General features: G+C 54.0%; 22 protein-coding genes, 4 tRNA genes and 2 pseudogenes. 14 read left to right on the forward strand and 14 right to left on the reverse strand.

Annotation, left to right across the window (positions count from 1 at the left end):
* Positions 1-98: 98 nt before the first annotated feature.
* The 9 genes from csrA (at position 99) to luxS (ending at position 4,525) form a co-directional block, all read left to right on the forward strand.
* On the forward strand, positions 99-284 hold the full coding sequence (csrA, locus tag QOT07_RS03915) for a carbon storage regulator CsrA (protein ID WP_004950328.1): 186 nt from the start codon (positions 99-101) through the stop codon (positions 282-284).
* Positions 285-594: 310 nt separating this feature from the next.
* Positions 595-687: transfer RNA gene (locus QOT07_RS03920), tRNA-Ser, on the forward strand.
* Positions 688-690: 3 nt separating this feature from the next.
* Positions 691-767: transfer RNA gene (locus tag QOT07_RS03925), tRNA-Arg, on the forward strand.
* 61 nt (positions 768-828) lie between these two features.
* A tRNA-Arg gene (locus QOT07_RS03930) sits at positions 829-905 on the forward strand.
* A 50-nt stretch (positions 906-955) separates the two neighbouring features.
* Positions 956-1,032 (forward strand) — tRNA-Arg (locus QOT07_RS03935).
* Positions 1,033-1,206: 174 nt separating this feature from the next.
* A complete protein-coding gene (gene yqaB / locus QOT07_RS03940; protein WP_099062803.1) occupies positions 1,207-1,773 on the forward strand; it encodes a fructose-1-phosphate/6-phosphogluconate phosphatase in 567 nt (188 codons plus the stop codon).
* Positions 1,770-2,198 (forward strand): YqaA family protein, encoded by a 429-nt coding sequence (locus tag QOT07_RS03945; RefSeq protein ID WP_012005293.1) that lies wholly within the window; start codon positions 1,770-1,772, stop codon positions 2,196-2,198. Before yqaB ends, QOT07_RS03945 begins: the two co-directional genes overlap by 4 nt.
* Positions 2,199-2,280: 82 nt before the next feature.
* Positions 2,281-3,843: a glutamate--cysteine ligase gene (gene gshA, locus QOT07_RS03950; protein ID WP_099062804.1), complete on the forward strand. Its 1,563-nt coding sequence runs from the start codon at positions 2,281-2,283 to the stop codon at positions 3,841-3,843.
* 166 nt (positions 3,844-4,009) lie between these two features.
* On the forward strand, positions 4,010-4,525 hold the full coding sequence (gene luxS, locus QOT07_RS03955) for an S-ribosylhomocysteine lyase (protein ID WP_004950350.1): 516 nt from the start codon (positions 4,010-4,012) through the stop codon (positions 4,523-4,525).
* A gap of 68 nt (positions 4,526-4,593) precedes the next feature.
* Here the strand turns inward: luxS and QOT07_RS03960 are convergent, their stop codons facing one another.
* Positions 4,594-5,883, reverse strand: a complete 1,290-nt coding sequence (locus QOT07_RS03960; protein WP_219015433.1) for an HlyC/CorC family transporter — start codon at positions 5,881-5,883, stop codon at positions 4,594-4,596.
* Between the two features lie 40 nt (positions 5,884-5,923).
* Positions 5,924-6,715: a cytochrome C assembly family protein gene (locus QOT07_RS03965; protein WP_017891659.1), complete on the reverse strand. Its 792-nt coding sequence runs from the start codon at positions 6,713-6,715 to the stop codon at positions 5,924-5,926.
* A gap of 169 nt (positions 6,716-6,884) precedes the next feature.
* On the opposite strand from QOT07_RS03965, the gene ffh reads away from it, so the two are divergent.
* The 5 genes and pseudogenes from ffh (at position 6,885) to rplS (ending at position 10,509) form a co-directional block, all read left to right on the forward strand.
* Positions 6,885-8,246: a signal recognition particle protein gene (gene ffh / locus QOT07_RS03970; protein WP_283602593.1), complete on the forward strand. Its 1,362-nt coding sequence runs from the start codon at positions 6,885-6,887 to the stop codon at positions 8,244-8,246.
* A 216-nt stretch (positions 8,247-8,462) separates the two neighbouring features.
* Positions 8,463-8,711: a 30S ribosomal protein S16 gene (gene rpsP, locus QOT07_RS03975; RefSeq protein ID WP_004932501.1), complete on the forward strand. Its 249-nt coding sequence runs from the start codon at positions 8,463-8,465 to the stop codon at positions 8,709-8,711.
* A gap of 18 nt (positions 8,712-8,729) precedes the next feature.
* On the forward strand, positions 8,730-9,278 hold the full coding sequence (gene rimM / locus QOT07_RS03980; RefSeq protein ID WP_099062806.1) for a ribosome maturation factor RimM: 549 nt from the start codon (positions 8,730-8,732) through the stop codon (positions 9,276-9,278).
* Between the two features lie 38 nt (positions 9,279-9,316).
* Positions 9,317-10,074: pseudogene (gene trmD, locus QOT07_RS03985) on the forward strand (tRNA (guanosine(37)-N1)-methyltransferase TrmD).
* Positions 10,075-10,152: 78 nt separating this feature from the next.
* The gene (gene rplS, locus QOT07_RS03990) at positions 10,153-10,509 is read left to right on the forward strand and encodes a 50S ribosomal protein L19 (RefSeq protein ID WP_012005300.1); all 357 of its coding nucleotides are present in this window, start codon (positions 10,153-10,155) and stop codon (positions 10,507-10,509) included.
* Positions 10,510-10,665: 156 nt separating this feature from the next.
* On the opposite strand, the gene QOT07_RS03995 is transcribed toward rplS, so the two are convergent.
* The 12 genes and pseudogenes from QOT07_RS03995 to QOT07_RS04050 form a co-directional block, all read right to left on the reverse strand.
* Positions 10,666-10,884 (reverse strand): ogr/Delta-like zinc finger family protein, encoded by a 219-nt coding sequence (locus QOT07_RS03995; protein WP_017891661.1) that lies wholly within the window; start codon positions 10,882-10,884, stop codon positions 10,666-10,668.
* A gap of 88 nt (positions 10,885-10,972) precedes the next feature.
* On the reverse strand, positions 10,973-12,064 hold the full coding sequence (locus QOT07_RS04000; protein WP_283602594.1) for a phage late control D family protein: 1,092 nt from the start codon (positions 12,062-12,064) through the stop codon (positions 10,973-10,975).
* On the reverse strand, positions 12,061-12,534 hold the full coding sequence (locus QOT07_RS04005; RefSeq protein WP_261097044.1) for a phage tail protein: 474 nt from the start codon (positions 12,532-12,534) through the stop codon (positions 12,061-12,063). Before QOT07_RS04005 ends, QOT07_RS04000 begins: the two co-directional genes overlap by 4 nt.
* A gap of 16 nt (positions 12,535-12,550) precedes the next feature.
* Positions 12,551-14,572: a phage tail tape measure protein gene (locus QOT07_RS04010; protein WP_283602595.1), complete on the reverse strand. Its 2,022-nt coding sequence runs from the start codon at positions 14,570-14,572 to the stop codon at positions 12,551-12,553.
* Between the two features lie 76 nt (positions 14,573-14,648).
* Positions 14,649-14,783: a GpE family phage tail protein gene (locus QOT07_RS04015; RefSeq protein ID WP_099062810.1), complete on the reverse strand. Its 135-nt coding sequence runs from the start codon at positions 14,781-14,783 to the stop codon at positions 14,649-14,651.
* Between the two features lie 20 nt (positions 14,784-14,803).
* Positions 14,804-15,091, reverse strand: a complete 288-nt coding sequence (locus QOT07_RS04020) for a phage tail assembly protein (RefSeq protein ID WP_017891666.1) — start codon at positions 15,089-15,091, stop codon at positions 14,804-14,806.
* Positions 15,092-15,155: 64 nt separating this feature from the next.
* Positions 15,156-15,665, reverse strand: coding sequence for a phage major tail tube protein (locus tag QOT07_RS04025; RefSeq protein WP_085120322.1), 510 nt, complete (start codon positions 15,663-15,665; stop codon positions 15,156-15,158).
* A gap of 13 nt (positions 15,666-15,678) precedes the next feature.
* Positions 15,679-16,848: a phage tail sheath protein gene (locus tag QOT07_RS04030; protein WP_283602596.1), complete on the reverse strand. Its 1,170-nt coding sequence runs from the start codon at positions 16,846-16,848 to the stop codon at positions 15,679-15,681.
* A 143-nt stretch (positions 16,849-16,991) separates the two neighbouring features.
* Positions 16,992-17,420: a tail fiber assembly protein gene (locus QOT07_RS04035; protein ID WP_283602597.1), complete on the reverse strand. Its 429-nt coding sequence runs from the start codon at positions 17,418-17,420 to the stop codon at positions 16,992-16,994.
* Positions 17,420-19,072: a phage tail protein gene (locus QOT07_RS04040; protein ID WP_261427586.1), complete on the reverse strand. Its 1,653-nt coding sequence runs from the start codon at positions 19,070-19,072 to the stop codon at positions 17,420-17,422. The genes QOT07_RS04035 and QOT07_RS04040 overlap by 1 nt, the downstream gene beginning before the upstream one ends.
* A gap of 2,768 nt (positions 19,073-21,840) precedes the next feature.
* Positions 21,841-22,362, reverse strand: a pseudogene (locus tag QOT07_RS25850) (phage tail protein I); the annotation flags it as partial.
* Positions 22,355-23,263, reverse strand: coding sequence for a baseplate assembly protein (locus QOT07_RS04050; RefSeq protein ID WP_207979204.1), 909 nt, complete (start codon positions 23,261-23,263; stop codon positions 22,355-22,357). The pseudogene QOT07_RS25850 and the gene QOT07_RS04050, both read right to left, overlap by 8 nt.
* Between the last annotated feature and the right edge of the window lie 2 nt (positions 23,264-23,265).

The following is a 23,265-nucleotide window of genomic DNA, read 5'->3' on the forward strand; positions in this document are numbered from 1 at the left end:
TTATTGTGGGTTACATGACTTACGTTTTCGCAGCATATGATGGATACTGACGGGGAAACTGAGAGACCCGACTCTTTTAATCTTTCAAGGAGCAAAGAATGTTAATTCTGACTCGTCGAGTTGGTGAAACCCTCATGATTGGCGATGAGGTCACTGTCACAGTGTTAGGGGTCAAAGGCAACCAGGTTCGTATTGGTGTGAATGCCCCTAAAGAGGTGTCAGTTCACCGCGAAGAAATCTATCAGCGCATTCAGGCCGAGAAGTCTCAACAGACGACTTTCTGATTTCGAAGCAGCGTCTCGTTGCTCAGCGAGACGCTACTGCGCTTTTTTGTGCCCGCCACCGACCTTTCCCAGACTTCCCCTGCAAAATCTTTCTGCCGCTTCTTTCGCTTTGTTTGCTAATTCACTGTTATTGCCTGTTGATAAAACACTCTTTTTGACGTGAAATCGCCCATGTTGAGCGTGAATTGTGCAAACACGCATGAGATGGGAAAAATTGTTTGACTTAAAAGTCGGAGAAAGTAATATGTGCGCCACGCAGTGCCGATGAGCTTCTCCAAAGCAAGTTAGGCACAATTCGCAAGAAGCGTATGGTGAGGTGGCCGAGAGGCTGAAGGCGCTCCCCTGCTAAGGGAGTATGCGGTCAAAAGCTGCATCCGGGGTTCGAATCCCCGCCTCACCGCCATTTGCATCCATAGCTCAGCTGGATAGAGTACTCGGCTACGAACCGAGCGGTCGGAGGTTCGAATCCTCCTGGATGCACCATATTTTGCAGTATGGTGGGGTAGTAACAACGTACCATACGGTATCAAAAAAGAATTCCTGTGCATCCATAGCTCAGCTGGATAGAGTACTCGGCTACGAACCGAGCGGTCGGAGGTTCGAATCCTCCTGGATGCACCATTCTTTCTGTCAAACTTGTTTCTTCAAGCAGACAAACCAAAAATAGTAATGCATCCATAGCTCAGCTGGATAGAGTACTCGGCTACGAACCGAGCGGTCGGAGGTTCGAATCCTCCTGGATGCACCATCTAAGAAAAACCCGCCTTGGCGGGTTTTTCGCTTTCTGGCATTCGGCGATACGCTACTGTAATCCCACCATCTTTACTCTTGCGCACAGCACATTCCGCTATTACGCGATCAGCGACAACCTTCCGGCTTTACGCTAAAGTAGTTTTCTTTCCACAACGATCATGGAGTAACGATGTACGACCGCTATCAGGGTCTTATTTTCGACATGGACGGCACCATTCTCGATACTGAGCCGACGCACCGTAAGGCGTGGCGTGAAGTGTTGTCCCGTTACGGTATGACGTTTGATGAGCCAGCGGTGATGGCGTTGAGCGGTTCTCCGACCTGGCGCATTGCCCAGGCGATTATTGCCAGCCATCAGGCCGATCTTGATCCTCACCATCTGGCTGCAGAGAAAACCCGTGCGGTAGAAGCAATGCTGCTGGACAGCGTACAGCCCTTGCCATTGATCGAGGTGGTGAAAGCCTACCATGGCCGCCGCCCGATGGCAGTGGGTACCGGCAGTGAGCATCGTATGGCCGAAACCCTGCTGCGTCATCTGGGCCTGTTCCACTGTTTTGATGCGATCGTGGGTGCTGACGACGTGCAGCGTCACAAGCCGGAGCCGGACACCTTCCTGCGTTGCGCCGAACTGATTGGCGTACCGCCAGAGAAATGTGTGGTGTTTGAGGACGCAGATTTCGGCATCCAGGCGGCGAAAAGCGCCAATATGGCTGTGGTAGATGTCCGCACGCTGTGAGTAGTACGCTGGCCGTGATGTCGTTATTCGGCGGCAGCTTTCTCAGTGCGACGTTGTTGCCGGGAAATTCAGAAATTATTTTGGTCGCCTTGCTGACCAACAGTCGTGTCTCACCGGAATTGCTGGTGCTGGCCGCGACGTTGGGCAATACGCTTGGTGGGCTGACCAATGTCATTATCGGGCGCCTGTTACCGGCGTTGAAACCACAGCGAGGGCTGGATACAGCACTGGGGTGGATGCAACGCTTTGGCCCGGCTGCGCTGTTGCTCAGTTGGGTGCCGGTGGTGGGCGATTTGTTGTGCGTGTTGGCAGGCTGGCTGCGCATGCCCTGGGGCCCTGTCGCGCTGTTTCTGTGTATCGGAAAGGCGCTGCGTTACATCATTTTGACTATGATAACGTTACAGGGAATGGCCTGGTGGCATTAACGACGTGAATATAACTCAATATTCTCTCGGGTGCAGATTCAGTATGCTTACGAGTTCTTGTTTTTAGAAGCGGGAGGTCAATTTGATCCCGGACGTATCCCAGGCGCTTTCTTGGTTGGAAGCCCATCCCCATGCATTAAAAGGCATTCGTCGCGGCATTGAGCGTGAAACGCTGCGTGTCACCGAAGACGGAAAGCTTGCAACAACCGGACATCCGGAGAAGTTGGGGGCGGCATTAACGCACCACTGGATAACCACAGACTTTGCCGAGGCGCTGTTAGAGTTTATTACGCCGGTTGACGACAACCTCGATCACCTGCTGACGTTCTTGCGTGATATTCATCGTCACGTAGCGCGTAATCTGGGCGAGGAGCGCATGTGGCCGCTCAGTATGCCGTGCTTTATTGAAGCCGAGCAGGACATTGAGCTGGCGCAGTTCGGCTCGTCGAATATTGGCCGCATGAAGACGTTGTACCGTGAGGGGTTGAAGAACCGCTACGGCGCGCTGATGCAGACCATTTCCGGCGTGCACTACAATTTCTCCCTGCCGCTGGAATTCTGGCAAGCATGGGCTGGTGTTAAAGATGCCGAAAGCGGTAAGGAGCAGATTTCAGCGGGCTACTTCCGTCTGATCCGTAACTATTATCGTTTTGGCTGGGTGATCCCGTATCTGTTCGGCGCATCGCCGGCGATCTGTTCTTCGTTCCTGAAAGGGCGTGAAACTGCGTTGCCGTTTGAGCGTACCGAACAGGGTATGTGCTATCTGCCGTATGCCACTTCACTACGCTTGAGCGATCTGGGTTACACCAATAAATCGCAAAGTAATCTGGGCATCACCTTCAACGATCTGCAAAGCTATGTTGAAGGCCTGAAGCGGGCGATTGTCACGCCTTCAGAAGAGTTTGCCAAGTTGGGTGTGAAAGACGGTGATCGTCATCTGCAGTTGAACAGTAACGTACTGCAGATCGAAAACGAACTCTATGCGCCGATCCGGCCGAAGCGTGTGACTAAAAGCGGTGAGACACCGTCAGATGCGCTGCTACGGGGCGGTATCGAATACATTGAAGTTCGCTCGCTGGATATCAACCCGTTCTCGCCAATCGGCGTAGATGCGGTGCAGGCGCGTTTCCTGGACCTGTTCCTGGTGTGGTGTGTACTGGCCGATGCGCCGGAGATGAGCAGCGATGAATTGCTGTGTACGCGCAAAAACTGGAACCGGGTGATCCTCGAAGGGCGTAAACCGGGTCAGACCATTGGCATCGGTTGTGATGACAGCCGTGAGCCGTTGGCAAAAGTAGGCAAAGCGCTGTTTGACGATTTGCGCCGCGTGGCGGAAGTGTTGGATAGTGAAGCCGGCGATCGCCAGTACCAGCAGGTGTGTGACGAACTGGTCGCGGCATTTGACGATCCGGAACTGACATTCTCTGCCCGTATTCTGAAAGCGATGAAGGAAGAGGGGACTGGTCGTGTAGGCCTGCAACTGGCTGAGCAATACCGTCAGATGCTGATGGAAGAGCCGTTGGAAATCCTGACTGAAGCCGAACTGGCGAAGGAGCAGGAAGCCTCATGGCAGCGTCAACGCAACATAGAAGCCAGTGATACGCTAAGCTTTGAAGAGTTCCTGAAGCAACATGGCGGGAGCTGAAAAAGAAAAAGGCCACATCAATGTGGCCAAATATGCATCTCTGATGACAGGGATGATGATAACAAATGCGCGTCTTTCACATATTCAGACTCGCTGAGTTGGAAAAGGTTTCCTGGATAGATAAAAAAGTTTCGAAATAAATACACTTTTACGAGGAGGTAACGAAATGCCACTGCTGGATAGCTTCACCGTAGACCATACCCGCATGGCAGCCCCGGCTGTCCGCGTTGCGAAAACCATGAAAACTCCTCATGGCGATACCATCACCGTATTCGATCTGCGCTTCTGCCGTCCGAATCTGGAAGTGATGCCTGAACGCGGCATTCATACGCTGGAACACCTGTTTGCCGGCTTTATGCGTGACCATCTGAATGGCCAGGGCGTTGAGATTATCGATATCTCCCCAATGGGATGCCGTACCGGCTTCTACATGAGCCTGATTGGCGTGCCGGAAGAGCAGCGTGTTGCCGATGCCTGGAAAGCCGCGATGAGTGACGTGCTGAAAGTGACCGATCAGCGCAAAATTCCTGAGCTGAATGAGTTCCAGTGCGGGACTTACCACATGCACTCGCTGGAAGAAGCACAGGAAATCGCCAAGCACATTCTTGATCACGACGTGGTAGTGAACCACAACGAAGAGCTGGCGTTGCCGAAAGAGAAATTGCAGGAACTGCACATCTAGTTCGTCACCTGGCTACAGCGATAAAAAAAGACGCGATGTTCGCGTCTTTTTTCCTTTCGGGCAGGCGGTCAGTGTTGCTGGACGCTGGATTGCAGCGATTTTATTGGCGTGACCCGCACCTGTTTGATCATATTGTCCTGCACGTCGAGGATATCAACGTCGTAATGGCCTACCCGAACCCGGGTGCCAATCTCAGGGATCTCTTCCAGCTCTTCCAACAGCATGCCGTTAATGGTGCGTGCATCGGTGGCCGGCAGTGTCCAGTTGAATGCCTTGTTCAACTCGCGCACGTTGGCGGTGCCGTCGATCAGGACCGAGCCATCGCTCTGCGGATTGACCTCTTCCGCCAGCGTTGGCGACATCGAGGTAGTGAAATCACCGACGATCTCTTCCAGGATATCTTCGACCGTCACCAAGCCCTGAATATCGCCGTATTCGTCTACCACGATGCTGACTTTCTCTTTGTTGCGCTGAAATTTCACCAGTTGGACGTTCAGCGGCGTGCCTTCCGGCACGTAGTAAATCTCATCGGCGGCGCGCAACAGGTTCTCTTTGTTGAACTCTTTTTTCTCGGTCATCAGGCGGTAGGCTTCACGCACCCGCAGCATGCCGATGGCATCGTCCAGCGACCCGCGATACAGCACGATGCGGCCGTGTGGTGAGTGGGTGAGCTGACGCATGATCGACTTCCAGTCATCGTTTACATCGATGCCGACGATCTCGTTGCGGGGCACCATGATGTCGTCAACCGTCACCTTCTCCAGATCCAGCACTGAAATCAACATGTCCTGATTGCGACGAGAAATCTGCGAGTGGGATTCATTCACGATAGTGCGTAGCTCGTCTTTGCTGACGGCGTCGCTGACGCGCACGTTGGTATGGATGCCAAACAGGCGCAAGACCAGCGTGGTGATGCCGTTGAGCAGCCATACCAGTGGGAACATGACCTTCTGCAGCGGTGCCAGCAGAACGCTGCTGGGGAATGCGATGCGCTCTGGATAAAGTGCGGCGAAGGTTTTTGGCAGCACTTCGGCGAACAGCAGCACGGCAAACGTCAGGATACCGGTGGCGATGGCTACGCCGAGATCGCCATACAGACGCATACCGACGATGGTTGCCAGCGCGGAGGCCAGAATGTTGACCAGGTTATTGCCGATCAGCACCAGGCCAATCAACCGATCCGGTTTTTTCAGTAGCCTCTCGACCCGGCGGGCAGAGCGGTTGCCCTGCTTGGAAAGATGACGGAGACGATAGCGGTTTAGCGTCATCATGCCGGTTTCGGATGCTGAAAAGTAAGCGGAAACCACGATCATAACCACCAGGACAATGATCAGGGTTCCTGTCGAAACGTGCTCCAACGCGGTATTCCTTATGTATGGAGAAAGATAGCCTGAGGGCTTAGCGAACCATCACTTGTTGGATCAGACGGCTGCCGAAGTAGGCCAGCGTCAGCAGAAAGGCGCCGGCAAAGCTGAACCACACGACACGGCGGCCACGCCAGCCTTCATGGTAATGGCCCCACAACAGAACGATATAGACAAACCATGCCATGATCGACAGGACGGCTTTGTGCACGTTTTCTTTGCTGAACAGGTTATCCATATACAGCAGGCCGGTGCACAGCGTGAGCGTGAGCAGCACGACACCGATCTGGGTGATGTGGAACATTTTACGTTCGATGCTCATTAACGGCGGCATGTCGGCGCTGAACGACAGCTTTTTGTTTTTCAGCAGATAGTCCAGCCAGGCCAGTTGCAGCGCATACAGCGCGGCAATAATCAGCGTGGCGTAGGAAAACAACGCCAGGCCAATGTGCACCATCAGTTCCGGGCTGGCTTCCAGATGGGTAATAAATTCACCTGGCATAAAGCTGGCGAAGGCCAGATTGATCATCGCGAAGCTGTAAACAATGGGCAGCAGGAACCAGCCGCGGTCACGTGAAGCAACGAAGGTCATGACCGAACAGATGATCAGGCTGACTATCGAGCCGATGTTCAGCAAGCTGAGGTTTTGCCCGGCGCTGACATCAAAAATACGTTGCTGCAGTGCGATGGCGTGGCAAACCAGCGCCACCACTGCTGAGACGAGAGCAAGCCGACGGTATGCGCTATTCTTCCGCAACAAGCTGGGAATAATCAGTCCAAGGCTGAGCAGGTAGGCGATCAAAGCCACAATGGAGAAAACTGGCATAGCGTTTAATTTTGCTTCGGCGTGGTGAATGGGATTGTCAGTATAGCGTCGAGCGCGTCCCACTCCAACCGATCTCCAACGCTGAGGCAGAGATCCTTTTCGCTTCGTGTTATCATCGCCGTAATTATGTCGCCAGAGCGGCCTGTTATTACACGTTGAGCAAGAGACGATGTTTGAAAATTTAACCGATCGTTTGTCGCGCACCCTGCGCAATATCAGCGGCCGTGGGCGGCTGACCGAAGAAAATATCAAAGAAACCCTGCGTGAAGTGCGTATGGCATTGCTGGAAGCGGACGTTGCGCTGCCGGTGGTGCGGGACTTTATCAACTGCGTAAAAGAGAGCGCGGTAGGTCATGAAGTCAACAAAAGCCTGACGCCGGGGCAAGAGTTCGTCAAAATCGTCAAGAACGAGCTGATTGCCGCGATGGGCGAAGTGAACACCGAGCTGAACCTGGCGGCACAACCGCCGGCCGTGGTGCTGATGGCGGGCCTGCAGGGCGCCGGTAAAACCACCAGCGTCGCCAAGCTCGGCAAGTTCCTGAAAGAAAAACAGAAGAAAAAAGTGTTGGTGGTTTCTGCCGACGTTTATCGCCCAGCGGCGATCAAACAGTTGGAAACGTTGGCGGAGAGTGTCGGCATCGACTTTTTCCCGTCCGATGTTAAAGAAAAGCCGATCGATATCGTTAACCGTGCGCTGCAACAGGCCAAGCTGAAGTTCTACGATGTGCTGATCGTCGATACCGCCGGCCGTTTGCACGTTGATGAAGCGATGATGGACGAGATCAAGCAGGTGCACGCGGCGATTAAGCCGGTGGAAACCCTGTTTGTGGTCGACGCCATGACCGGCCAGGATGCGGCCAACACCGCCAAGGCCTTTAACGAAGCGCTGCCGCTGACCGGTGTGGTGCTGACCAAAGTGGACGGTGATGCGCGCGGCGGTGCTGCGTTATCCATCCGTCACATTACCGGCAAGCCGATCAAGTTCCTCGGTGTCGGCGAGAAAACCGAAGCGCTGGAGCCATTCCATCCGGACCGCGTAGCATCGCGTATTCTCGGCATGGGCGACGTGCTGTCGCTGATCGAAGATATCGAAAGCAAAGTTGACCGTGAACAGGCGGAAAAACTGGCTAACAAGCTGAAGAAGGGTGACGGTTTCGATCTGACCGACTTCCTGGAGCAGCTGAAGCAGATGCGTAACATGGGCGGCATGGCCAACATGCTGAGTAAACTGCCCGGTGCCGGCCAACTGCCGGACAATGTGAAATCGCAGATGGACGACAAGGTTTTGGTGCGTATGGAGGCGATGATCAACTCGATGACGCTCAAAGAGCGCGCCAAACCGGAAATCATCAAAGGTTCGCGCAAGCGTCGTATTGCGGTGGGTTCCGGCATGCAGGTGCAAGATGTTAACCGCTTGTTAAAGCAGTTCGACGATATGCAACGCATGATGAAAAAGATGAAGAAAGGCGGAATGGCGAAGATGATGCGCGGCATGAAAGGTATGATGCCGCCGGGCTTCCCAGGCCGCTGACAGCCGCTTGCCCTCTGGGGTGAGCGCGTTTAAGCATTTGCCGTTCGCGGTGAAAACCGCCCGAAATATTACTGGCTATAAAAAGTAGTTGACGACGATCTACGCTTTCGATTGCTTTTTGCGCCAAAATGAGTAAAATTTTCGGGCTTTTTATATTGCAACCGGGCCCCGTTCCCTCAATGGGGCCCGGCTGTTTTATTAACTAAAGAGGATGTTATGGTAACAATTCGTTTGGCACGTGGCGGCGCAAAAAAGCGTCCGTTCTATCAAGTAGTAGTGACCGACAGCCGCAATGCTCGTGATGGTCGTTTCATCGAGCGCGTAGGCTTCTTCAACCCGATCGCATCTGGTCAGGCTGAAGCACTGCGTCTGGACCTGGACCGCATCGAACATTGGGTCGGCCTGGGTGCAACTGTTTCTGATCGCGTTCACGCGCTGATCAAAGACGCTAAGAAAGCAGCTTAATCTGTCGCGGTGGTGGCAATGAGCAAGCAACTCAAACCGGTAGCACCTAAGCAGCCGATTGTACTCGGTAAAATGGGGTCTACTTACGGCATCCGTGGTTGGCTCAGAGTATTTTCATCCACCGAGAACGCCGAAAGCATTTTTGACTATCAGCCGTGGTTTATCCAGCAGGCGGGTCAATGGCAGCTTGTCGAGTTGGAAGACTGGAAGCGCCACAGTCAGGACCTGATCATCAAAGTCAAAGGCGTTGACGATCGGGATGCTGCGAATCTACTGACCAATCGCGAGATCCTGGTGGATTCGGAACAACTTCCTGAGTTGGTGGGTGATGATTACTACTGGAAAGACCTTATGGGCTGCCAGGTAGTCACAACCACCGGCTACGAACTGGGTAAAGTCATCGATATGATGGAAACCGGTTCGAACGATGTGTTGGTTGTTAAAGCTAACCTGAAAGATGCATTCGGCATGAAGGAGCGGTTGGTCCCGTTTCTTCATGGGCAGGTTATCAAGAAAGTCGATCTCACTGCTCGCGTGATTGAAGCAGATTGGGATCCTGGTTTTTGACCTCCGAATTAAACGGTCGAAACAAGTGGAATGACAGTATGGGGATTGGCTTGTGTTCATTGGTATTGTAAGCCTGTTTCCTGAGATGTTCCGCGCGATCACCGATTACGGGGTGACTGGCCGGGCAGTAAAAAATGGCCTGCTGAGCGTGCAGTGTTGGAGTCCACGTGACTTCACCTACGACCGGCATCGTACCGTGGACGAGCGCCCTTATGGCGGCGGCCCGGGAATGTTGATGATGGTGCAACCCTTGCGGGAAGCTATTCATGCAGCAAAAGCAGCGGCAGGCGAGGGAGCAAAGGTGATTTATCTGTCACCTCAGGGGCGCAAGCTGGATCAAACTGGCGTGTGCGAACTGGCGGCCAACCCGAAGATGATTCTGGTGTGCGGTCGCTATGAAGGGGTAGACGAGCGCGTAATCCAAACCGAAATTGATGAAGAATGGTCAATCGGCGATTACGTTCTCAGCGGCGGGGAACTGCCGGCAATGACCCTGATCGATTCAGTCGCCCGCTTTATACCGGGTGTGCTGGGCCATCAGGCTTCAGCAGAAGAGGATTCTTTTGCCGATGGATTGCTGGACTGCCCGCACTATACCCGTCCTGAGGTGTTGGAAGGGATGGAGGTTCCGCCAGTTCTACTGTCGGGCAACCATGCCGAGATACGTCGCTGGCGCTTAAAGCAGTCGCTGGGCCGTACCTGGCTTAGAAGACCTGAACTTCTGGAAAGCCTAGCTCTGACTGACGAGCAAGCGGTGTTGCTGGCTGAGTTCCAACGGGAACATCAGACCAAGTAGCAGGACTATGAAGGGAACGTCTGAGCAATTGGCTCGACGGGACCGATATATCAGTTTACCTAGGGTAAGAGACATATTATGAGCAACATTATTAAGCAAATTGAACAAGAGCAGATGAAGCAAGACGTACCTGCATTCCGTCCGGGTGATTCCGTGGAAGTGAAGGTATGGGTCGTTGAAGGTAGCAAAAAACGTCTGCAGGCATTCGAGGGCGTGGTTATCGCTATCCGTAACCGCGGTCTGCACTCTGCATTCACTGTTCGTAAGATTTCCAACGGCGAAGGTGTTGAGCGTGTATTCCAGACTCACTCACCAGTAATTGACAGCATTGCTGTTAAACGTCGTGGTGCCGTTCGTAAAGCCAAACTGTACTATCTGCGTGAGCGTACTGGTAAGTCTGCTCGTATCAAAGAGCGTCTGAACCGCGTCGGCTAACGCTGCATCCAAAAGTTAATAACTGTGAAGGGGTTGGCAATATGCCGACCCCTTTTTTTTATGCTTAAAATCCAATAGTCGTATTTGCAAGATTTTATTCTTGTAAAAGTAAGTTACGACAGGCATAAAAAAGCCTGCGGAGGCAGGCTCTTTGCATTACAGCGCGGCGGCGCGCGGCTTGGCTTTTTCCGGGTGCGGCTGAGCCGGAATAATATCGCCAGGCTTTACAATCACTCGCGCGACGGACTCATGCGTGGCGAAGGTGCAGCTACAGTTAATGTTCTGGCATTGGTGATAGCGCTCTTTGGTCGCTTCACTCAGGTACCGACTGGAGCGAGTATGGGCCACGCTACCGCAAAGTGGACAGTGCATCATAGTTGAATCCCTCTTTCGACTGCATCAAGTTATATGACTTATAATAGCTCAATAACTTGCAAAAGCAAGATTAAAACTCAAATGAAAATCAGGAATCGATGATGGCGAATTCAACCCGCTGAGTCAGCACATCAAGAGCGATTTTGGTGACATAACCACTGCCGTTTAACGTGTGAACTACCGTATTGATTATCCAGCTTTGCTGGTCGATGGCCTCTTTGAATCCACGTACCTGAATGGGCATCTCCGGATAAAGTTCGGGTCGCCCCATTGCCAGATTAATAGAAAACTGCACGCTTCCCTGCTGGATGCGTTCCCACTTTGCCTTTGCTGCCCGCATGGCGCTCTCTTTGTTGGCATAGACCCTGGGCAAGGTGAAAACGTTGTCGCTGTCCCCCTCAAGATAGCTGGAGCTCTCTGCGCCGTCGGCGGCACCATGTTGACGTTGTACCGTCAGCTGCTGCGGCTGGGCGTTCTCGGTATCCTGCCATTTGGCGCGAACGCCGGTGTAATTTCCGCGATCGGCCAGGTTAAAATAGTGCTGGTCGCCGTCGTTACGCTGCAGGATAAGCGGTGCTATGGGTTTGCCTGAAACTGTTTGCCCTGAGCCAGGGATGAGAAACAGCAGACGCTCATCCTTGATGGCTGCCACTGCGCCATTCATGGTGGCTAGTCGAGTCATAAATGCGGCATCTGTTTCTTGAGCCTGGTCTATGTGGGATATCTTTATTTCGGCCAGTCCCGCCGCCAGCGTATTGCCCATGCGGTTGCGATTCGCTATCTCATTGACGATTTCCCCCAGGGTTCTGTCATGGTAAGAACGATCGCGAGCGGTATTCATCGAACCTCTAAAGTCGACGCTGCGGGCGCGTAGGGTGAGTTTGTCCGGCGCACCCTGATGATCGACTTCATCAATGATGAACTTGCCCTTATTGACTAACCCCTGGCCCTTCCAGCCCAGCTTCAGGGTAATTACCTGATTACGCGCCGGCATCACCACCTGGCCATCGGCGTCGTCAAGCTCAAGAACCAGTTGGTCGGCAGTAAAGCCCCGATTATCAGTCAGAGTCAAAGATAGCAACCGGTGTCTGAAGGTTTCCGTCACGTCCTGCTGTTGCAGAAATAGGGCATAGTCCGGGGCGACTTGCGCCCCTATAGGTAATGGCGTTTGGGTGATCACGATAGCAGCCCTCCAATGCGTTGTATGCCATTCCCTGCCTTATCCGCCAAATCCAGCGCCTGCTGGCGCAGATCGCCAAACATACTGATCAGTGACTCATCAACGCGCATCAGGTTGATGGTGAACTCAATCTGCCGGGCGCTGCCGTTAGAGAAAAGCTGGGTTTTGGTTTCAGCGATGCTCTCAATGACATACATGCCATAAATAGTGCCGCTGCCTTCAATTAGCGGCCAGGCTCGTCCCTGAGAAGCCATCAGTTGCAACGTCATCAACGACAGTGCTCCGCCGGTGACTTCCGGCATCAGCACCCCTGTCAGGGTGATTTTTTCGCTGTCGGCACCCAAAAACTGCGCGGAAGGGCGCTGGCCGATGCGTGCGTTGGTTGGCCAACGGAAACTGCTGCTGCGCTGCATGCTCTGGTAGGGCACGGTTTTTAGCATAAAAACAAACATGCCGAGGGTAAGCATCATGGTTTTTTCTCCTCAATTAACTCATTCGGCTGCGAGCATCTGCGGCCTGACGTCGCGTCAGCAACTCAAATTGCCGCGCGACTTCACGACCGATATCTTGCTCACTCTGGCCGGGGCTGGAGGTAACATTGATGGTGACTGACGGGATTTGGATCTGCGTTGTGGGTGAAACCGGTGTCGGTGAGGCCGCCATCACCGGGGCACTGAGCGACAGCAATGCCGCTGACATCGCTGCCGTACGGCGACGACTGGTCACCTGCACCGGACCACCGATCAGTTCCGGGCCGTTTTCACCCACAAGGCCAAATTGCCCGGCAGGAATACTCCCGCCGGAATCAAACTTGCCGGCGAACGAGAATCTATCGTCGTCATCTTGATTTTCGGTATAGCCTGCATCGCTGCTTTTATTGCCAAATGACATCCAGTCGGGGAGCATGTCAGTCAGCGACATGAATTTTTTTATCCAGCTATCAATGGTGTCCGTAATGTACTTCTCCATTGCTTTGCATCCAGCAGAGATGCTCTCCCACAGATTGCTAAAGAATGGTGCCAGCTTGTCCCAGTTTTCGATCACCGCAAAAGCCGCAATGGCAATCAAGCCGACAATGGCCAGCAATGGGTTGGCCATTGCCATGCGCCCCAGCCAAATCATGGCCTGCCCGGCTTTGAGGATTGCACCATTAATGATGGTGAACCCCTGGAGTACCTGAGTGGCGACCAGGCTGACGCCGCTAAGCCCACCAAGCAATAACGTGAGTCCGCCGGCGACCTGCAACAAGGTGCTGGCCAATGCGGGGTTACTGGTCACCCAGGAGTTCAGTTGCACCAACCATTGCGTCGCCGTTTGGGTCAGCTCCCGCAGGGCGGCGCTTTGGCCGGAAAACAAATTGATCCGCAGGCTGTCCCAGGAGGCAAACAACTTTTGGATGTCCCCATCCAAATTGTCGCCTTTGACGGTGACCAAATGCTGCGCGGCACCGCCAACCTGATTGGCCTGCAGTTTTTCCCTGCCTGCTGGGGCAATTTTTTGCGCAGCAGTGAACAGGTCGCTCCCTGGGCCTGCTTTGCCTTTCAAGGCTGCACCGATGGATTGTACCGACATACCATATTGGCTGCTGGCTAGTGCCAGCACATCGGCAATCCGATCGAACTGGTCGGCGGGCAGATTAAAAGCATTCTGCACCGCGGTCATCGCCTCCACAGTCTCATTGACGCCGCTGTCTGTGGCATTCGACAGCCTGAGCGCGGCAGGTGATGCCCCCATGATTTCATTGGCACCCAAGCCTTTTTTAGCTAGTGCCGTTTGCGCCTGGATTGTTTTATCCGGTGACGTGCCAGATTGGCCAATATTGCGTGCCTGCTGACTCAGTGCGGCAAGTTGCGGATCGGATTTATCCAGCTTTAGTTGCACCTGCAATTGAGAAAGCTGTTTTTCGAAATTAACACCTGGCGCCAGCAGCCTGGCTCCGCCGACGGAGGCTGTTTTGGCTATGTTGAAGCCTGCGGCGCTAGCGTTGTTTATTTTGCTGAGGTTTTCACGACGTGTCTGATTGGCGGCATGTGCAGTGCTGAATCTCTGGCCGGTCATCACCTGCCGTTGGTTTTTCATCGAGACAATAGCGGCATTGGCATTGATTTTTTTGTCGCGAAGCTGTCGTTGCTCGTTGCTGAGTGACTTAAGATTAATGCCTTGCCTGGTCAGGCTATCGCGCTGGTTACGATCGATGGTTTTGAGCAGTCCGTGCTTTTTCTCCAAAGCGCTAATGGTTTCCGCCACCAGCGCAACTTCGTTATTCATCTGTTGGGAATGTTGACCCGGCGAGCTACCTTTTGCCAACGTTTCAAGTACGGAATATTTTTTCCGCGATTCTGTTAATAATTTATTGGTTCTAACCAGTTCCTGATTATTTTTCCTAAATGAATCGATGCCATTTTCCTGCTGATGCAGGATTTTCAGGTTTTTCTCCGCACGTCGAATATCATTACCCAGCATGTTGTATAGACTTTTATTACCAAGGGGTTGACGCAACTGCTTCATCAGAGCGTTGGTCTGTTTTTCGATCGCTTCGAGCCCTTTAATTATCTCGTTTTGTGACTCCAGTTCCTGCCCGTTGCTACTCATCTGTTTTTACTCCACTACGTTGAAGGGCCTTATAGCGCCAGTCCATCAGCTCGGTCAGCGTCATGCCGTTCATCTCCGATGGCGGCCAGTGAAAAATCACTGCGATGTCCGCCATCAGGTCGTCCACGGTCAGAACGGGGTCGATGTTTACTCGGCCGATTTCGGTGACAAAAAACCGATCACCTGGCCGGCCAGCGCAATCAGGTCCGGCAGTTCCAGGCGCGCGCACTCTTCTTTGGTCAGGTTTGGATAGGTCACGCGCGGCAGGATGGTGATCAGGGCGTCGACGTCGGCGTTGGCCAGTGCCGCCAGGCCGATGCCGCGCAGGCTGCCGGCGTTCGGTTTGGTGACCTGCACTTCACGGATCTCGCTGTCGCCGCGTTTGATCGGGGTTTCCAGCATTACGGTGTTTTCTGGGGAGGCATTCAATTCCATGGGATATCCAATGATTGTCAGGGGAAACAGGGCCAGCACTGCGGCTGGCCATTGAAGTGATAAATTACAGACCGATAGCGCGGCGATGGGCCGCCAGTAGATCCACGCCGTCGACTTTTTCGATCATGTTGACGGTATCGATCTCGATCAGCTCTTTGCCGTCGATGCTCAGCTTGAAGTAGGTACAGTCGGTAGAAACCTTGGTCTCGGTGTCTTCGCCTTGCTTAAAGTCGCCGCTGTCGATTTCTTTGTGGCGACCGCGCATGACCACTTCGAGCGCCGATACTTCACCGGTGTCGTCACGTTGGAAAGAGCCGGTGAAGCGCAGTGGTACCGCATCGACGCGGCCCCATTGTTTCAGCACCAGTTCATCGATGCCGCCCATGGTCCATTCGACCACCAGCGCATCGTCGTCCAGGCCGAAGTCGACCGACGCTGCGCCGTTCATGCCGCCGCCACGGAATTTTTCCAGTTTGCGAGTCAGTTTTGGCAGGGTCATGGCCGAGACCACGCCCATATAATTGAAGCCGTCATTAAACAGGTTCAGGTATTTCAGTTTTTTTGGCAGTGCCATGATTCGGGTCTCCTTAGCTGTTCACGGACGCGGCGAAATTCGCCAGGTAACGGTCGGTGATGCGCTGGCGCAGGGTTAAATCTTCCAGCGGCGGTACTGGGGTGTAGTCGTAATCGATAAACAGCTTGCCGGCCTTCAGGGTCTCTTTATCGTTGGCGCTCTCGTCATACCAGCAGTCGCCGTCAATGATCAGCCCGGCGGATTTCAGCTCGCGGAACTTGGCTTTGATGCCGTCGATCATGTCGCGGATCAGCGTTGGCGTAACCGGGCGGTCAACTGCCCACAGATGAGCTTCAGCCATGGTGTCAGCCAATACCTGCGCGGTGCGGGTATAGTTTTCGAACTGGAATAATGGATCGTCGGAACAGGTGCGTGAGCCCCAGAACTTGAAGCCATCTTTGCGGATCAGGGTGGTGACGCAGGCTTCGTTCAGCAGGTCAGCATCGGTACCGACGGTTTGCAGATCCCAAAATACGCTGGCTGAAATACCGCTGACGCCGTTGACGCCGACGTTGGACAGGGTTTTATGCCAGCCAGTATCCTGGTCAATCTTGGCGCGCAGACCGAGTGCACGAGCGGTGGCATATGCGATGTCGCTGCTGTTGGTGGTGGTGTTCCAGTTAACAAAGTCCGGCCAGATCAGCATCAGTTCGCGTTGGCTGAAGCCTGCGCGGTACTTGATGGCGTCGGAGACGGTCTTGCAACCGTAAGCGCTGATATAACCAAAGGCGCGCAGTTGTTGGCAGATACCGGCCAGTGCGGTTGCCACCTCCAGATTGTCGTGGCCCGGTACACCCAGGATACGTGGCTTCACGCCCAGTTCGGCCTGTGCCGCCAGCAAGGCTTTCATGCCGGTGTATTTACCGTTTTCATCGGCGCCGCCAATGATATTGGAGGTGGTTTCAGCCTCGTCTTTGCCTTCTGCCACACGTACCACGACGGTGACCGGTTTGGCCTGCTCAGCGATCGCCAGCAGCGAGCGTGCCAGGGTGCCATTTTTGCCGGCCTTGCCGCTGGCGGCCAGAACGTCAGTGATCAACACCGGAGTGTTGAGAGGGAACAGGCTTGCATCGGCATCTTCTGCAGTACAAACCATGCCAATAATCGCCGTCGAGACGGTGGAAATTACGCGGGTGCCTTCATTGATTTCGAGGACACGCACGCCGTGGTGATAATCACCCATAGCATTACTCCGTTTGTGGTTGGTAACAACAGAATGCCCTTCGCGATGGGGTCGCGCATCTCATTGGGTATGTATGAGAACTGGTACAACAGCAGGAAAATCAAGATAAAAAAAACGCCCCGGGCGGGGCGCTGATAATGCGATTATTGCGGTGGCTGCGGCCAGTCGATGTCTGGGGCATCTTCTGTCTTTATCCGACTGAGTTGCACGGAGTATTTCTCCCAGGCGATAAGTTTTGTTTTTTCATCCTGGGTCGCTTCATTGTATTTAACTGCACGTGATAATGGGGCAATAATGGCTTCAGCTTTTTCAACTTGCAGGTGTTTTCTGGTTATAGCCATCATTATTAACTGCTCCTGAGTGGGCTGAGGCGCCTCGACCCAAGCGGGGAGACCCGATTTATCGGCTCCCCTAATTTTGCCTTCAGGGGGAGACAACACGAACGTGTTATAGACTTCATTATCTACGCTTACCAAATCGTCAGGTAAGGTGCCTGCTTTGCGGTAATCATCCAACATTTCTGCAGGGTAGAAGCTGCTTGTTGTAGAACTGAATTTATATGTAGTCATCATTAGTATCCTACGGCCATCCAATAGACATCGCGCTCGGCGGCTCCATGGAACCAGGTAAAAGCATCTCGTGCTCCGCTTAAATCACTCACTTGTGGGTTCCAGGTGGTTTGATACCCCTGTGCAAAGTTCTTGATAGTGACTGAAACATGCAGCAGGCGATTAGGAACGGAGATATTTAAGGCGATCCGATAGGCTTCTCCACTATCAGTATTATTACCGATCGCGTGCCCACCTTGAAAATAGATGCCTGTGCGGTGATCTTTGTACCACCAGTTGTCGCCGTTAACTGACAGTTGACCACTTTCACGTACCCGATCGTTGATCCAGTTGTTCAGATAACCTCCCCAAACGGGGCCGCCAATATTGCCATCTGTCTGGAATGTAGTGCCACCAACATACAAATTAGCGCCTAAGTGACTTTCTCCTGCGACATATAATGTGCGATCAATGTAAGCATCAACACCGACAGAAAGATTTTCATTGGCTCGAACGGTTTTAGCTCCCAGAGTGAGCTGCCCTTGTTTTTCGTTGATAATACGGACGTCATAATCCGTATTGGTATTGCCGTAATGAAAATCAATAAAAGGGGATGCTCCGAACAGTTCGACACCGGCTTTAGCTGTCAGTTGACCTGAAATAACCGAGTTACCATTCACCGATAATGACGGAGTGGTCAGCCCAGATTTTGTTTCGATGGCGCCATTCACCGTCAAACCACCGATAATGGTGTCGCCGCTCTGTTTGACAAACCTGCCGTCGGCCTCGGGCTTACTGTAGGCGCCAACATCCGCCGCCGTAGGTTTATAACCCGTGTGAAAAAACGTATAAGGCTTACCGGCTACCAGTGTTTGTGGATTGGTTTGCGATATGATAATTGAAGGTACGTTGCTGCCTCCCAATAAAACGGCATTCGGATAGGTTTGATTGCCAAGCATGACCATATTATTCTGAGCTCCGGCTGCATCCAGTCCATAGATGCCGGTTTTATAGCTCATTCTTACCAAGCCGGTTAGATCACCCCCGCTCAGTGGCAGACGTTTTTTGACTTCATCATTCACCACCTTCAGCGCTTTTGGCGTCGCCGCCAGGGTTTCGCTGTTGCTGTTGATGTCGCTGCTCAGTTGGGTGAAACCTTTGGCCAGCAGGGTGGCATCTGGGTGGTTACGTGAGCGCGCATGCTCGGCGATAGCGGCATCCAGCGTATCGCGGGAAACCAGTACGGCGGTTTTGTCCGCCACAATCACCGCGCTGGCATCGCCTTTGACCAGCAGGACCATACGTACCACCTGGGTGCGGCCGGCCCCTTCGGCCAGTAGCGGTTTGTAGGTGTCTGGCGTATTGGCCACGGCCACCAGTACACCGTTTTTATCATACAACCCCAGTTCGCGGATCCACCAGCCGCCGGTATCTTCCGGGATCACCTGCTCGGCGATCACCTGATTGCTGCTGTTAGCGTCAACCTGTAGGGAGTTCAGCGCGGCGCGTCGCTTTTCGTTCACCAACCTGGTCTGGCTTTCGCTGGGCAGGGTGGCTGCACCGCCGCCGTCGCCGACGGCCATCTGGGTGATTTCCAGCTTCTGGCCGGTTGCCGCGGCGTTAGCCAGCAGCGCTTTGCCCTGATCGGTGAGCAGGGCGCGGTATTTTGCTGTCATGTCGTTGCTCTCTTTTGTTTGTCGGCCGGATAGTTGAGGCCGCTCTTGTACATCACATACAGGCTCAATCCGCGCAGGATTTCACCCGACCAAAAACCGAAGAACATCCCGTTGTCCGTGCCGGTACGCGGTGCCGGCGACCAGGCGCCATCCATCACATCCCCACCGGTGAGATAATTCTTCTGTAACTCTGTAACGCATTGTTCGATAAAGTGTTCTGTACCCACGACCTCACTGCCGGCCATTTTTGCCAGCACGGCGCCGGCCAGCCACAGACCACACATATGGCCGGTGAAGTCATGTTTGTCAGGTTGCGGGATCCCCGTCATCGGGAAATCGGTCGGCGTAATACCGCCGGAATCCTGGGTAAAACCGATCAGCCAGTGCAGCCAGTTTTCGACATAGCTGACCAATTTGGCAGGTGGTGTTTTACCCGCCAGTTTCAGCTCATGCCAGGCGCGTGCAGCGCCAAAGAAAGCTCGCGGTTGATAACCGGACCAGGCCGTCCCATCGCCCCAGTGGTACATGGTCCAACTGTCTGCTTTGCCATAGCTCAGGTTGTCCCAACGATTCCAGATATAGGCGGAAGCACCGGGCCCCAATACGCCAAACTGCTGCTGGTACCACTGTTGCGACTGCCATAAGAACTCGGTCATGTTGTTGAGCATCAGGCCGTCGGCATCGGCGTCGGCATGCACGAAAATGAAGGGGTATTGGTAGCCTGGATAAGGCATGCCGTGCCAGCCGTCGAATTGCTGGCTGTCCGCCTGATAGATATTGGAGAAAGGGATCACTCCAGGGGTACAGAACAGGTTGTCCTGGCGGTGGCCCAGCAGGGTGCAATCACCCAATAGTGCGGTATAAGGGTTTTCTGCCTGCAGTGTGACGCGGTATTTGATGGTGTAGCCGTCGTCGGCGCTGAAGGTTGGCGGTATATCATTCAGCACGTAGTAACTGAAGTTGGCGTTAGCCACATTCCCATCCTGCAGGATAGTGACCTGATCAACCGTACTGAAATTAGGACGGGCAGGTTTCTCATCAGTATCCTGATGGTCCGGTTGATAGCCGCTCAGCACCGCGGCAGCCGGGTCAAAGGTTGCCGACTTCCATTTACCCTCGGTGGCGGGCAGCATCCAGTACCAGCGCCATTTATCGTCGTCCTCAAGCCGCAGATTGAAGTCGGCATCAGCACGATAAACCAGTTGGTTTACCGGAAAACGTTCCTCTGTGGTTAGCCAGGCGCCGATCACCATGCCAGCGTCATCGTTGGGGTAGCTGGCGTTGATTACCGTTGCGCTGCGTTGATCGTAAACCTGTTCCTCAAACCGACTGCCAATCACGCAACCGCCGTAATCGGTCACCGCCCGCAGATCGGCCAGTAGATAATCGCTGCCATCCTCGCGAGTCAGTGCTGCCAGGCTGGTCAGTGCGATATCGTAAGTTTTTACCTGCGCCTGGGTAGACTGCGGCAGACCGATACCCCAGTCGGTGGCTTGTTCAGCATCCTTTTCAGGTGCTATGGCCAATTGTAGCCTGCAGGAAATAGGCTGGTTTTGATCATCAACACCACCGAAAGTGGTGCGAACTTTGGACTGATTGCTCACGCGGAACCACACCGATTGCTGTTCCAACGATTGTTGTGACGCAACGTCTTTGCGCAGTGTAATCATGCCTTCGGCATTGCGCGCATAGCTGACGGATGCATCGGCAGGATATGACCAGTCATAGGAGATGCCGTCGGTGAACGGCGTATTGGCATGCAGGCTCTGACGGAAAAATTTATCCTGCGCATCAATATCGGTGTATTCCATAGCGGTGAATTCAACGCTTTTCCAGGCATTGAAATAACGCTGCTCACCGGTGATTTTATACAGCAGGTAACAGGCATCGGCGAACCACAGCTCGGCGTCAGCCGCATTGCCCATGGCATTGTGCGGGACCGGCACGTGCAGTGGGCGGTTATGCTGGATCTGATTACGTTCAATCATGACTCCGCCGTGCTCGACGGGCTGACGATTGGCGAAGTTCAGTTTATGACTACCGCTGAGTGTGGTGTCTTTCAGTTGAACGGTACCAAACTGTGCGAGGGGCAGCCCTTTGGCCAGAATGTCACCGTCGGCGTTAATCTGATAACCCTGCCAGTTAATGATCCACTCGACGTCGTAGCGCTTGCCGTCACTGTTCCAGTCCACGTTGCCGGTGGCGTCGACCGCACGCACCTGCGCATTGATGGCGTCCCAGGCCAGAGTGCCGTCAAAGGCGAAAGTAGCGATATCCAGATACTCTCCCCAGTAAGGTGCACCCTGTGGGACCTGCGTCTTGCCTTTGGTGAAGGCCATCGGTACGCCTTTGAAACCGCTATGTGTAGGATCTTTGTTATCCACTGGCCAGTTGGCAGGTACCGGCTCCTTGGCGTTGACGATCCAGTTGGCGACCCACCGCTGAGGGGTTTCCGGAATAGGGGTAGCGTCGTAAAAATGAGTTACGTAAGCGTCAAAGCAGGCAATGGCCTGATCCAGATACTTCTGTTGTTGGGTCGCCAGATAGGCATGGGCATAACCGAGGATTTGTAACGCCTGTCCCTCGGTGGTGGCGTCATTGGGTAATCCCGCCATGCGGGAAAGCTCTCGTTCATGGCGCGAGTCGGCCAGTATATGTTCTTCATTGAGAACAAAATGCTGTTGGGTCGAATCCAGAGTGGTACCGGTATTACGTTGTAAAAATTGATAGTGGCCCTCCAGCATCTGGCGAGCAAACTCAACGTAATCCGGATATACGGTGGTGATCTCGGCGTCGTAATGGCCACCGGCCACCTCGATGCTGCCAGATGCCTCCAGGTTCAGCGCCAGGCCGGTCAAGTGGCGGCTGACCGGCTTGGCGTCGGCGATCATTCGTTCCATTTCCAGGTACATTTCTTCGGTGATGCCATTTTCCAGCACGCCGATATCCAGGGAAAAGGTGCCGGGTTCCGCGTTGGTTTCCCACCATTCACGCAGTTTGATCAGATAGCCCAACGGCTCTACCACGCGGCGGATGGCGCCAATAGTGCCTTTATGGCGATGCACGAAGAAGGCAGAGGAGACGACGCTGCGTTTGCTTTCTTCCGTCCAGCCCTCATCCCAATGATCGACTGAAAACGCCCAGGCCAGATACGGCAGCAGGTTGACCGGGCAGGTCGCGGGGTTCCACAACTCGCGCAGCGGTACCGGCATTGCAGCCAGCTCGGCGCAGGCGGCCGCTGCCGCAACCTCCAGAGGCGAAGAGCCGACTGGCAACAGACGGTTACTCATCGGAGCCTCCTACGGTCAGAAGATAACTGGCGCAGTACGAGGCCTGGGTTTTATCCAGCACGATATCGGCCTGTGGGCTTTTCAGTTCCACCCGCTGTACCCCTTCGGCATGCAGAGCGGCATAAATTGCCGACAAACGGATATCACGGCCCAGGCGGTGTTGTGCGCTGATGTAGCTTTTCAGCTTGGCTTCGGCAGCACGGCGGATTGGCTCGGCTTCCGGACCTGGGTAAAGATAAAGCAGCGCATCGATACTGTAATTGACGATAGTAGCGGAACGAACGATGACCCGATCCGCCACCGGGCGTACGTCTTCATCGTTCAATGCTTTATCGACAATCGCCACCAGTTCGGCGCTGGCGGTGCCATCACCTTCACGAGATAGCACGGAGATCAGTACGTTAGCCGGGCTGGGACTGGTGGCAGAAACGTCGGCCACCCGACCATCGGCGGAGCGGCCGTGGTATTCGTAGGAGCCACTGGAGCCGGCAACGCTCAGTCCTTCGAATGCCTGCTGGATGCGTACGCGGAAATCGCTGTCGGACTCCATAATTGCCGCTACCGGTGGAATGACCGTCGTGTCAGGTTGCTGAACCACCAGGCGTTCAACCTGGAAGTTACCGCCAAGCTGATCGAGATCGCTGCCACCGGCATAGCCGAGCATCACCGCCTGGGCGGCCTCGTTAATGCGCTGACGCAGGATCAGTTCGCGGTAAGCATTTTCCTGCAGTAGCTTGACGATCGGTTCCGATTCCAGCGTCAGCGTGCGTGCAATCGCTTCACGCTGCTCCTCCGGATAAAGGGAAATCAGCGTGGCCTTGCGATCGGCCAGCAGCGACTCGTAGTCGAGGGGATCGACTACCGTGGGGGCGGGTAATAAGCTCAGGTCAATGGTTGCCATGG

Origin of the sequence: Serratia proteamaculans (assembly GCF_949794035.1) — a bacterium.
GTDB lineage: Bacteria > Pseudomonadota > Gammaproteobacteria > Enterobacterales > Enterobacteriaceae > Serratia > Serratia proteamaculans.